Here is an 11878-nt window from a genome sequence, read left to right as displayed (position 1 = left end):
CCTCCTTCTTTATCTAACCGTTAACTGGCTTTTTCCGGATGTAGTGTGACATCGTTGATCGGAGCCATTGAATATCTTGTTTGGAAATAAGCAGTCTCGGAATTTTCATTTTCAGAACGAATTTAACATTACATAAAATGAAACCGAACCGTAGAATCCCCGAAGACAGCATTGCTATCCCTGCACCCGTCAAGCCGTATCTCGGAACGAGTATAGACAGCAATGGTATGACGAGCGCCAATCCGACACCCTGTAGGATGGTAACCAGCTTGGGCTTACCCAGCGCCATGAATTGCTGTGCCAGCACCATGGTTCCTCCGCTGATAGCAACCTCAAGCACCAGTAACCGGAATACCGTAAGCGCTTGTTTAAACTCCTGACCATATAGCAATGTAAATACGAACGGAGCAATCAGCATCAGCATCGTGGCAGCCAGAATCGTTGCTGTTGAAGTCACCCGAAATGCCCGGAATGTTATTGCAACCGCGTCCTCCTTGTTTAACCCGGAGGCCTTGGGAAAGAGCACGACGATAATCGAGGTTGAAAATACATTCACCATCCGGGCCAGGCTGACCGCTACCGCATATAAGCCGAGATCAGCCGGTCTGAGCAGACCCGCAATCAGGATCTGATCAATGTAAGTAGAAACCTGCCCCATGAGATCATTGCCGTATGAGCCCATGCCGTAGGTAAAGAGATTTTTGAATTGCGTCCAGCTGTTCTTCACCTTCGGTTTGTACAGCCGAACCATTCGAATCGTGACACCGATATAAATCGGCAAACCTGGCAGCAAATAGGCCAGGGCTGAGGTGTACGGATTCATTTGACCCGTCAGGATCAGGATCGCCAGACCCAGCAGCGTACTCAGCGGCACAAGATACCGAAACAAATTGTACTGCTTGTATTCCGACCGGACCTGAAGCAATGCATTATTGATCTGTGAGATCGCGATAAGCGGACACATCATCATGGAGCATTGGGCGAACAGGATGGCCGATGAAGAAAAGGAGCGCAGCCAATAAGGAATCAGGAACACGCCGATAAGTGTCGCCAAGCCCCCGAACATCGTCGCCAGTAGCAAGGCGAGGCCGTACAGCTTGCCTGTTTCCTCCGGGTTCCTTTTCGCATTGTAAATCAACGCGGACGGGACACCGAAGCTCATGCAGAAGGCGAGAAATTGGGACCAGTTCACCATCGCGGTCTGTTCCCCGCGTCCGGTAGGACCCAAGAATCGGGCCGTCAGCACGCCAGTCAGCATGTTTACGACGAGAATCAGCATGCTGAATATCATCGTTTTGACTGCTGCCGAGCTGCTATCCTTGCTCTTGGCAAAGCGAACCACCGTGGACCATAGTGTCCGGACAGGTGCGGATAATGTTTGTAAGTTTTGCACAGCCTTTACCTTCTTTCCACGATGACATCTTTCGCCCACAGTCCTATGCCGATCATCATCCAGATCAGATAGCCGCGCATACCGGGAAAACCGTTATCCGATATGAGACTGGCTACAGCTCCGGCCCACGTAGCCAACGCCAGTCTGATATAAGGCTGGCTGGAATCTCGCTCGGCAATGCGCACAAGGAGGCGCTTGACGATAACGAACAGACCACCGAAGAAAAAGAACGCTCCGAAAATACCGAAGGTGAGAAAAATGGCAATATAGCCATTATCCATAATCCCAAGTTCACCGAGATCGCCGCCGTTATCTAGCTTGGTTCCAATTCCTACACTCCCGATCCCCTGCCCCACCGGATTACCGACAATGGCCGGAAGCATCGTATGCAACAGATCCAGGCGTTCATTGTACGAATGATCCTGTTGAATATCCGTCAACGTTTGCATGCGGGCCACGAGACCTTCTGCTCCCGGCAGCTTCGGAACAATGATGTAGAGAAGGAGGCCAACGACAGCAAGTTGAAACAAGGTTTTCCACTTTCCCTTGGAGGATGAAGTGAGGATATATGCCAGCAGCATAACGAATGCAATCAGCCAAGCCGAACGTACCAGCGTGATCAAAAGACAAACGACCGTCAGCAGGACCCCGATCCATCCCAATGTGCCGCGCCACCGTTTTTCCATCATCATGGGTACGAGCGCCATTGCCAGGAAAATAGCGCAGGGACCAGGCGAGTTCATCAATGAGAAAACTCTGATTTGAAGCGGCTCTGGTATACCAATGGAATTCATCTCTACGTTATTCATCCAAAACGCATCCCATGGAGGCACCGTCAAATACTGAATAATGCCGTAAATCGCCACGAGAACGGCAATGTTGGCATATGAATACAGCAGACGGTCCAGCTCCTTCGCTTTCATGGGCTTAATCGCAAAATAAGGCAGCAGTAGCAAAGGAATCACATAGTTGGCCAAATCATAAGCAAAAACGATACCATTTTTGAACAAGCCGACCGCACTTCCGTAGGCCAGTTCAATACCAAAAAACACAGCAATTCGGGTTAATGGCTTTTCCGCCTGATGAATGCCACGCAGCACAGGAATAATCAACATGCTGCTGACCAGCAACGGTGCCAAGCTCAATAAGGACACCGAGTGATACGTTCCCTCCAGCCAGTCTGCAATGCGCCGGATTTCCGGTCCTACTGCCCACACCGTGAGTGTGTACGGAATCAGCATCCGCGATTGAATGATCGCCAGCAAAAAGGCCGGAAAAACGAGCGCCAGCAATATGGCTCCCTGCTGGCTCATGGTGGGATTCATCTTGGCGCTGACAAATCCGATGGCGAGTGGCAGCATACAAGCCAGCACTCCCATGCCGATCATGCCGATTCCACGCCGATTTCCTAACCAAACGGAAACCTGCTGATCTGCCAGCCGAGTCATATTTCTCACCCCTGACCTCCCTTCACCCGGTTCCGCTTGAACATTTCCTTAAACAGCAGAACGAGAAACTGGGAATCCTCAATCAAGTATCTTTTCCACAAACGTTTAGGCTCCTGAGACAACCGCCAAAACCATTCAAATCCCGTCTTCTGCATCAGCTCCGGTGCACGTTTCACATTTCCCGACAGAAAATCAAACGTAGCTCCTACCCCTATCGAAATCGGAGCGCGATATGTCTCGTAATATCTGTAAATCCATTTTTCCTGTTTAGGTGCGCCTACGCCGACAAAAACGATGTCCGGGCGGGCCTCTTGCAGCAATTGGACAATGTGTCTGTTCTCTTCCTCATTTTTCTCAAAGCCATAGGAAGGAGAGTAACAACCCACTACGTTCATGTTTGGGTACGACTCCTGAAGATTGACCATCGCCTTCTCAGGAATACCGTCCGCCGCACCCAGAAAAAACAACCGATAGCCTCGATCCTCAAAAGCCTCCCCCAGCCGGGTGAACAGATCGGAGCCTGACACCTTTTGCTTGAGGGGCTTTTTCAGCAACCTGGACGCCCATATAATTGGCATTCCATCGGCCACCACAGCTCCTGCATCGGAATATACCTTGCGGAATTCATCATCCTTGCGAAGCTTGATCACATGATCGACATTACAGGTCAAAATGTAGGAATGACGCTGATGCTCAATAGAAGTATCTATAAATTCGAGTAGATCGTTAAAATCATAATTATCAAAGTTGACATCGAACATGTTCACTCTGCTCATCGTATCACTTCTCTTTGCGAAAATCGGTTTGAGTAGATGTCTGGTATAAAGCGTTCAAATACCAGCAAAATGGAATAATCATCTGAACCGTCGACAACGTGTTATCTGAAAACGAATAAATCAGAAAGCCCGCAATCAAGCTTGCAAAATAAGGTTTGATTGGCTTGGCAAGCGACCGGTAAATGAGAACGAACACGACCAGCAATGAAAGTATCAATAACCCGCAGCCGATATATCCCGTGTCAAAATAAAAGCGTATATACTCGTTATGCGGCACGACAAAGCCTTTGAATAACGTCCCGTCGTTCGCAACCGTCACCGCGCCAAGACCCCTGCCTGACCACGGATAATCCTGTACTCTGTTCAAGAAATATTCCCATGCCTCCGAGCGTCCCGACAGATCAATTCCCGTATCGGTCTCCCGCTCGAAGGAGCGTTTTTTTAAATTGTTCCATTGCAGGGCCACCGCCCCCAGAGCAATCAAAAACGATCCGGCCAGCGGTAGCAAATAATTGACTTTCCCCTTGAGATACTGCCTGGCGATATCGAACAGATACACTGCAAACATTAGCAACAGTGCCAGAATCGGGCCGCGTGTACCGGTGGCAATCAGAATCAAAAAGTTCAGCGCCAGCACCGTATAATAAAAGGCAGCTTGCTGCGGTTTGCGTTTGACCTCAATCAGCGAGACGGCAATCCCGAGAAAGGAGAGCATCGCCAGATGCGGCGGAATGTTCGCCCCCTGTACTCTCACCGCTCCCGTAAATTCCACATCGGTAAACGAATGCAGCCCTACGACCTGTAAACCGAGTCCAACGACCACACTAATGATCGGCAGCAGGCTGATCAACCGGATATGCTTTTCCGCCACCTCCTTCTTCCACTGGATCAGTAAAAAAAAGAAGGGCAGCGATAGTCCGACGAACGCCTTCACTGCAATTGAGGTCGTCAGCGTAGGCAGCCATGCTGAAAATCCAAATGTAATCCCCAGCATGATCACCAATGCCCAGATCGGATAGCTAAATTTGAGGCGTATGCCGTAAACGAGCATGCACGGTACCAGCAAGGCCAAAATGCCCAATTTGTATAATGACAAAATCTCGATACCGAATACGCCACCCTGATACAAGGAATCCACCGATACCGCCGTGCTCAGCAGAACTGCATAGCTGATGCGCTCCGGATGATGGATAGAAACGGCCAGCAGAAGCAGTAAGCATACCGCCGCAATGCTGGCCACCGGCTGATAAGTAGCCGCAACTCCTACAGCAAGAGCGCCCAGAAGAAAAATGAAAACATGCTGTATTGTGTTTATTCTCGAAGTCCAAGGATAGTTGCTCATGATCAATCTTCACCCCGCAGCTGACTCGCTTTTCCGGTTGCGCAGCGTATCCAGGGTTCCCCGTATACTTTCAAATCTGCACCGGTTCAACAGCTTTCTGCCCTCAGTACGTGCCAGCAGGGAGTCCACCGTGTTGTATAGCCATTTGGCTGCCGTCTTCGCCATCAGCATCACGTTGCCGCGCAGGCCTGCGGCCTGAACAGCGTGAGACATGCCCTGACAGTAGTAACGATTCATGATCCATTCCTTCGTCAACCGTGCAGCCGGAACAAAATGCTTCACAGCCATGTGAGGATGATACATGATCGTTCCGCCATTTTTACGAATCTGCTCGAAAACCCACGATTCTTCACCAGATAAGAGGATATCTCCCTTTCTTCCCAAATGGAGCGGGAACATCACGGCAGCAAAAGCCGTTTTGCGCATGGCCATATTCGCTCCGAACGGATTCAGTCCCGCCGGATATTCGCGGATGGCTTTTCCCAAGTCAATAATCGTGTAAGGCAGCTCAAGCGGCCCTGTCAGCCAACCCGGTCGTTCCGTTTCAAACAAAGGATCTATCTTCCCGCCCATGGCCGTCAGCTCGGGGTTGTTCCCGAAGGTCGACATAATCGTTTGCAGCCATGAAACACACGGGATCGCATCATCATCCAGAAAAGCAATGACTTCTGCCCTCGATAACGTAATGCCCGCATTACGAGCAGCTGATAATCCTTGCTCGCGCTCATAATGATACCGGAGATGAATATCCTGACCGTGTGCGGCACTAAATCTTTTGATCGTCGCCGCCGTATGATCGGTGGAGCGATTATCGACCACAATGATCTCAGCCAGCGCAAGGTCGTTCAGCTCCAGCAGGGACATTAGCGTTTTTTCCAGCAGGTCCGCCCGGTTATAGGTGCAAATAACGACGGACACTGCGGGACACCGCTTGAATGCATCCATCAGTAAGCATCCTTGGAGAACAGCATTTTAATGCCTGTTTTCATGATGATTTTCAGATCGAGCCACGTATTGCGAACATGAATATACTTCAAATCCATTTGCACCATTTCTTCGAAGCCTACACTGTTACGTGCGCTCACCTGCCAGTAGCCGGTACATCCCGGTGTGACAATCAGGCGTTGCTTGTCATAATCGGAGTATTGCTCAACCTCGCTCGGCAATGGCGGACGCGGACCCACTAACGTCATGTCCCCGACCAGCACATTCCACAGCTGCGGAATCTCATCAATACTCGTCTTGCGCAAAAAACTGCCAATCTTCGTAATCCGCGGATCGTTTTTAATTTTGAACATGGCGCCGCTCACTTCATTCAGCTCCATCAAATCTTTTTTCAGCTCCTCGGCATTGGACACCATCGAACGGAATTTATACATGTTGAATAGCTTCTCGTTCTTGCCCACCCGAATTTGCTTGAAAAACACGCTTCCCTTCGGATCTTCGAGCTTGATCAAAACACCCACCACGATAAAAAGCGGCAGTAATACGATCAAACCCACGAAAGACAGCAACATGTCGAGCAATCGCTTGGTTACCAGGTAAGACGTTTTATCCTGAATTTGTGTATTTCCGTATGGCATGTAAAACGCTTTACCTGACATGACAGCCTCGCCGTCCTCCGGTAAATTTTCCATGCTCATGCTGACGTACCCCCTCTCAACCTGCCGTGGTTGCTTTCTCGGTCTTTTTCAGCCACTCGTGCATGGCCTCTATAACCGGATACTTCAAATCATCGCTAGCGAGTGCAAATTCAAGTGTGGTCAAAATATAACCAAGACGCTCGCCCACGTCATAACGTGTTCCTTCAAAGTCATAGGCGTACACGCGCTCGCTTTGATTCAGCTTTTGGATGGCATCGGTCAACTGAATTTCGCCGCCCGCCCCTTTTTCCTGAAGATCGAGATACTTGAAAATTTTTGGTGAGAATACATAACGGCCCATAATAGCCAGATCGGAAGGCGCTGTGCCTGGAGCCGGTTTCTCTATAAAATTATTTACCCGATACAGACGTCCGTCCTGTTGATCCGGTTCAATGATGCCGTAGCGATTCGTGAATTCCTGCGGTACCCGCTGTACACCGATGACGGAATTTTGAGTTTCCTCATACTGATCCATCAGCTGACGCAGGCAAGGCTTCTGACCTGTTACGATATCATCACCCAGCAGTACGCCAAACGGCTCGTCCCCGATAAAGCGTCTTGCGCACCATACCGCATGTCCCAAACCTTTGGGTTCTTTCTGGCGAATGTAGTGAATTTCTACTCCCGAAGAACGCTGTACCTCTTCCAGAAGCTTCAGCTTGCCGTCCTCCAGCAGTTTCGATTCCAGCTCAAATGCGTTGTCAAAGTGATCCTCAATAGCACGCTTGCCTTTGCCCGTTACGATAATAATGTCCTCAATACCGGAAGCAATTGCTTCTTCCACGATATATTGAATTGTGGGCTTATTGATAATCGGAAGCATTTCCTTAGGCATTGCTTTGGTCGCAGGTAGGAAGCGCGTACCCAACCCTGCTGCTGGAATAATGGCCTTTTTCACTCTTTTCGTCATCGCACTCATTCTCCTTGCTTCATCGAATTTTGGTGTTGCTTACTTCACCTGATTCATCACAATTCCAACCAGTGTCGCACCGGCCTGATCCATGAGTTGCTTTGTTTTGCGTAAATCTTCCCGTTTGGTCCGGGCGTGTCTGGCGACGAGAATCACGCCATCCGTCAAGCTTGCGACCAGCCGGGCATCCGTGTAGTTCAGCGCCGGAGCCGAGTCGAGCAGTATGATGTCATATTCGCGTTTTAGCTCTTCCAGCAGCTCCACCATGCGTTCACTGCCGAGCAAGTCAGCTGCGTTGTACAAGATGTCTCCGCCGGGAATAATAGACAGCTCTGGCACGCCATGCCTGACGATGGACTTGGAAGAAGCTCCACCGTGCAAATAAGCCGATAAACCTCCGGTATTCTCCAAACCGAATATCTCGTGCAACGCTGGTGTATGGAGATTGCAATCCACCAGAGCCACCTTCTTGCCTTCTTGTGCAAAGGAAACGCCGATGTTGGCGAGCAGCGTTGTTTTGCCTGCTCCGCTCTCTGGCGAGGTCAGCAGCAGAACCGTCCCGCGGTCCGTCTGCCCGATGACCTGCTGCCGGATGTATGTACGGAGGGATCGGAATGATTCCGAGACATACGATGAAGGATTGCTTTCTGTAATCAACATGTCATTCAATCGCAGCATATTTACGCTCCCCTACCCGTTCTTTGGAATTTCCGGCTGCGCCGTCGATGTCCTTCTTGCGAATGACCGGGATGGATGCAATCACCGGAATACCGATGTCCGCATCTGCCTCTTTTTCCGTGCGCAGCGTACCGTTGATGCTTTCCAGAAACACAATCGTGCCCAGCGCAATCATCAGCGATACGAGAAAGCTAATCGCAATATTCATGAGCGGATTTCCATTGGTCGGGTCAGGATTGGCCCGCGGGTCCGCCTCATTCAAGATTTTCACATTATTCAATTCCATCAGTCCCGGAACCGTCTGCACGAATTTCTGGGTTACCGCGTTGACAACAGCGGCGGCCTGTGGATAACTCCCTGCCTCAAACGTCAAGCCGATGACCTGACTTTTATCCGAGGTTTTGACCTGTAGCTTTTCTGCCAGCTTTTGCTGCGTCAAGCCGAATTCGGGATGGGTCGTTACGACAGCCTCCATAATTTTGGGTGAAGTGAGAATTTGCTTGTAGCTTTCCACCAAATTAAGACTTGTGTTGACGTCGTTCAGATTGTTGCTCCCCTGCTTACCGGAAATATGGTTAACCAGCAGCTGACTTGATGCGGAATAGACCGGCTTCACGACATTGTCGCTCACAAAGTAAGTCGTTACGCATGAGAGAATGACAAAAATCGCAATCAGCCACAATCTTTTTTTGATTAGGACCAGATAATCCAAAATGGTTTTCTCCACAAAAATCCTCCCTCCCATACAATTTCTCTTCTTATTTTAAGTATGATCTAATTGTAACAAGCTGCTGTGGGAACGACATGGAACCGGACGGCACTTTCTCCATCACTACAGGGGGATGAGATTGTATACTTTTGGCTACGACATGGTATACTTTTGTACCAGTCTTTGTTGATTATGGAAAAATAAATCGAAAAAAAGCCCCAAAACCACCGAGGCTGGTGATTTTGAGGCTTCTTCTGTTACTCGCTATATAAACTGAACTGGAAAGCTACTTGGGCGCACTGTCCAGTCGGACATGCTTTCCATCGCCATTGCCTTCAGCGTATCACACGCTAGATGTTCTTGGCTCGTACTTCGCCAGACCAATCGCATTGGCATACAACGCTGCCTGCGTACGATCCGCCAGCCGCAGCTTGGCCAAAATCTGACTGACATGCTTTTTGACCGTAAATTCGCTGATGAATAACCGGGATGCAATTTCGCGGTTGCAGGCTCCCTGTCCCAGCTCGACCAATACTTCCTTTTCCTTCGGTGTCAGGTCGTCTGTCAGATTGCCCGCATCCTCCCGCAGCTTGTTCTCCAGAATAGCAGGATCATAATATTTGCGTCCTTTGTTGACAAGATGAATCGCGTAAATTAGTTCCTCAGGCAAAGCCTCCTTGAGTACGTAGCCGTCCACAGAAGCTTCCTCCGCTTTCAGGAAGTCTTCTCGTGTGGCCGAGGATGTCAGCAAAATAAATTTGCTTTTGAACCCGCGTCCGCGTGCTATTTTGATAATATCCAGGCCTGATTCGTCGGCAAGTTTCAAGTCCAGCAGCACCAGGTCTGGATCCGTTTCCTCGATAACCACAAGTGCTTCCTGTTGATTCTGGGCCTCTCCCGCAAACTGAACATTGGGCTGCATGGATATAACCGCAGCGAGTCCTTTCCGTACTAAAGGATGATCATCGACAATGACAATTTTCATGATTCGGCCTCCTGTCTACAGTTCAGGATTTGCATAATCCCTATGTATCCGATTGTTACCGCAGATTTTGTATTGCAGGATGTTCACACATCTTTATTCATAAGCGTTTACTGGAATGGACAATCGGATCTGTGTTCCCTCTCCGATTCGACTTGAAATATCAAATTCACCTCCCATCGATTGAGCTAAATATTCCATATTCATCATGCCCAGGCCGCTGCCTGCACTGACCACCTCACCTCCTGCAACCATTCTCGCCGTCTCGAACCCTACTCCGTCGTCATGAATAGACAATTTAATCACTTGGGGCGTCAACTTTAACTTCACATCAATCCGCTTCGCCAACCCATGCCGGATTGCGTTACCTGCGGCTTCGGATATGATACGAAACAAAGCCTTTTGATACAAGTACGGCAGTGAAAAATGATCCCCATGAATATCAAAATCAATCTGTACATGATTCAGCTTGGACAGCGTATGCAGATGGCTTTTCACTGTTCCTAACCAAGTCGGGCCCCCGCTCTTTTTCGAGCTTAAGCTATGAATGGCCCCTTTTAGCTCTCTCACTGCCTGATTAGCGGATTGCTGAATCAGCTCAATTTGTTCCTCCACCTGCTCCTTCGACTGATCATGCCATGTCTGCCGAAGTGAATGCGTCGCGTACACAATGCCAAAAAGACTTTGTGATACATTATCATGCATTTCATTCGCAATCCGGTTCTGCTCATTTGTCACAATCAACTGATTTTCGATACGCTCCAGCTCATAGCGCTCCAAAAACACGGCGCTCAGTTCAGCGAGGAATATCAGTTGCTGCACGAGCCAGCGTCTTCCCGTCAGACTTTGATCCGGGCCCAGCTTGAGTCCGATGGTCGCTACAAAACGAGTCGTCATCGGTACCGTGATCATGAGAAAATCGCCCCATTCCGGCAGATGCCTGAAAAACGGCTCCCGCTCTTCCCTGAATTCCTCACGATAATTCCCCAGTTCCTCGAATAGCTGTTCCTCTTCCTCCACCGTCCAACCTGTCTGACTGCTTTCCGGCGCATCCTCCTCCTGACTGTCCAACCAGAAAAACGCGCGGCTCTGCTTTGTCAGCTTAACCGTGTAGTCCGAGATGACCTGCCCCAGATTCAATGCCTCGTTGTGGCTAGTCGTCTCCATGATGTGGTAAATCGACTTGATATGTTCCATCGTCTCATTAGCTTGCTCCTTCGCCATCTTCAACTCATTCTTCATGACACCGATCACCTGCATGGCCATCGTGGTCACAATCAGCACCAGAAATAAATTCGCATTTTGTAACACCATATCCCACAAAAAATATTGACCTGGTGTAAAAAAGATATAACAAAATGTGAGTACCAAGCCGATATAAGAAAGAAGGAGCGTCCAACTGTACCTCATAGAAAGGTGAGCACAAGCCACCAACATAGGGGTAATCACATACCATTTGAACGGACTGTCCATCCCTCCTGTCGGGAGCAGCAACAAAATGATCCCTGCGGTTTCCAGAGCAATGCAACATTTCAAAACCATATCATGAAGTCTGTACTTGCGGTAAATCCACGTAAATAATGTAACAGATAAAAATAGAAACACAATAAGTAATAACTTCTGCCACGCGATTAATCTGGATGATTCAAACAGAAAAACAAGCGACGTTAAAGATAGTGATACATACCGGTACAAAAAAATCATTTGGTCTTCTGCTGACTTCTTCAACTTCATCCTGTCACCCTATTCTGTGTTTTGAAGTGACGATGGGCATATTAGATTTGCTTGTGTACTCTAAAAAAATCATAACCAATCCAAAAATAAATAACAAGACATAAACTCTAACGTAAACGGTTACATTCCAAAAAAAATGACACTTTTTATAACATATTTACCGTTTCAGGAAAACATTTTGAGGGTAATGTCAGAAACTATAACGTTTGTCAAGGACATAAATCACATTTTCTAAAGAACTAAAAAAGGGACTTGCTGGTATC

General features: G+C 48.7%; 11 protein-coding genes. All 11 read right to left on the bottom strand.

Translation table 11 applies throughout. The annotated features are described in order from the left end of the window. Nucleotides 1–13: 13 nt before the first annotated feature. The 11 genes from ABH897_RS10855 to ABH897_RS10805 all read right to left on the bottom strand — a co-directional run bounded on the left by ABH897_RS10855 (nt 14) and on the right by ABH897_RS10805 (nt 11615). On the bottom strand, nt 14–1393 hold the full coding sequence (locus ABH897_RS10855) for a lipopolysaccharide biosynthesis protein (RefSeq protein ID WP_404591889.1): 1380 nt from the start codon (nt 1391–1393) through the stop codon (nt 14–16). A 5-nt stretch (nt 1394–1398) separates the two neighbouring features. Further along, a complete protein-coding gene (locus ABH897_RS10850; protein WP_404520446.1) occupies nt 1399–2841 on the bottom strand; it encodes an O-antigen ligase family protein in 1443 nt (480 codons plus the stop codon). A gap of 5 nt (nt 2842–2846) precedes the next feature. After that, nucleotides 2847–3617, bottom strand: coding sequence for a WecB/TagA/CpsF family glycosyltransferase (locus ABH897_RS10845; RefSeq protein ID WP_283654958.1), 771 nt, complete (start codon nt 3615–3617; stop codon nt 2847–2849). A 4-nt stretch (nt 3618–3621) separates the two neighbouring features. Next, nucleotides 3622–4959 carry an O-antigen ligase family protein gene (locus ABH897_RS10840; protein ID WP_404591887.1) on the bottom strand — a complete coding sequence of 446 codons (1338 nt, stop codon included), beginning with the start codon at nt 4957–4959 and terminating at the stop codon, nt 3622–3624. 9 nt (nt 4960–4968) lie between these two features. Next, the gene (locus ABH897_RS10835) at nt 4969–5904 is read right to left on the bottom strand and encodes a glycosyltransferase (RefSeq protein ID WP_404520328.1); all 936 of its coding nucleotides are present in this window, start codon (nt 5902–5904) and stop codon (nt 4969–4971) included. Further along, nucleotides 5904–6602, bottom strand: a complete 699-nt coding sequence (locus tag ABH897_RS10830) for a sugar transferase (RefSeq protein WP_025685121.1) — start codon at nt 6600–6602, stop codon at nt 5904–5906. Before ABH897_RS10830 ends, ABH897_RS10835 begins: the two co-directional genes overlap by 1 nt. A gap of 16 nt (nt 6603–6618) precedes the next feature. Beyond that, nucleotides 6619–7512: a UTP--glucose-1-phosphate uridylyltransferase GalU gene (galU, locus tag ABH897_RS10825; RefSeq protein ID WP_014280252.1), complete on the bottom strand. Its 894-nt coding sequence runs from the start codon at nt 7510–7512 to the stop codon at nt 6619–6621. Between the two features lie 39 nt (nt 7513–7551). Next, nucleotides 7552–8190: a CpsD/CapB family tyrosine-protein kinase gene (locus tag ABH897_RS10820; RefSeq protein ID WP_283654954.1), complete on the bottom strand. Its 639-nt coding sequence runs from the start codon at nt 8188–8190 to the stop codon at nt 7552–7554. Next, entirely contained in the window at nt 8174–8917 is a 744-nt protein-coding gene (locus ABH897_RS10815; protein ID WP_200893390.1) for a YveK family protein, read from the bottom strand. The genes ABH897_RS10820 and ABH897_RS10815 overlap by 17 nt, the downstream gene beginning before the upstream one ends. 325 nt (nt 8918–9242) lie before the next feature. Continuing rightward, nucleotides 9243–9884: a response regulator gene (locus ABH897_RS10810; protein WP_404520331.1), complete on the bottom strand. Its 642-nt coding sequence runs from the start codon at nt 9882–9884 to the stop codon at nt 9243–9245. A gap of 93 nt (nt 9885–9977) precedes the next feature. Next, nucleotides 9978–11615, bottom strand: coding sequence for a sensor histidine kinase (locus ABH897_RS10805; RefSeq protein ID WP_404580748.1), 1638 nt, complete (start codon nt 11613–11615; stop codon nt 9978–9980). Between the last annotated feature and the right edge of the window lie 263 nt (nt 11616–11878).

Origin of the sequence: Paenibacillus sp. RC73, from assembly GCF_044908085.1 — a bacterium.
GTDB lineage: Bacteria > Bacillota > Bacilli > Paenibacillales > Paenibacillaceae > Paenibacillus > Paenibacillus terrae_A.
This window is presented reverse-complemented; position numbering and strand designations above follow the sequence as displayed.

Bases quoted from the DNA above. Each gene is read 5' to 3' on its own strand.
- ABH897_RS10845 (WP_283654958.1), bottom strand. From the start codon at position 3,617: ATGAGCAGAGTGAACATGTTCGATGTCAACTTTGATAATTATGATTTT.
- ABH897_RS10820 (WP_283654954.1), bottom strand. From the start codon at position 8,190: ATGCTGCGATTGAATGACATGTTGATTACAGAAAGCAATCCTTCATCG.
- ABH897_RS10835 (WP_404520328.1), bottom strand. From the start codon at position 5,904: ATGGATGCATTCAAGCGGTGTCCCGCAGTGTCCGTCGTTATTTGCACC.
- ABH897_RS10840 (WP_404591887.1), bottom strand. From the start codon at position 4,959: ATGAGCAACTATCCTTGGACTTCGAGAATAAACACAATACAGCATGTT.
- ABH897_RS10850 (WP_404520446.1), bottom strand. From the start codon at position 2,841: ATGACTCGGCTGGCAGATCAGCAGGTTTCCGTTTGGTTAGGAAATCGG.
- ABH897_RS10805 (WP_404580748.1), bottom strand. From the start codon at position 11,615: ATGAAGTTGAAGAAGTCAGCAGAAGACCAAATGATTTTTTTGTACCGG.
- ABH897_RS10810 (WP_404520331.1), bottom strand. From the start codon at position 9,884: ATGAAAATTGTCATTGTCGATGATCATCCTTTAGTACGGAAAGGACTC.
- ABH897_RS10830 (WP_025685121.1), bottom strand. From the start codon at position 6,602: ATGAGCATGGAAAATTTACCGGAGGACGGCGAGGCTGTCATGTCAGGT.
- galU (WP_014280252.1), bottom strand. From the start codon at position 7,512: ATGACGAAAAGAGTGAAAAAGGCCATTATTCCAGCAGCAGGGTTGGGT.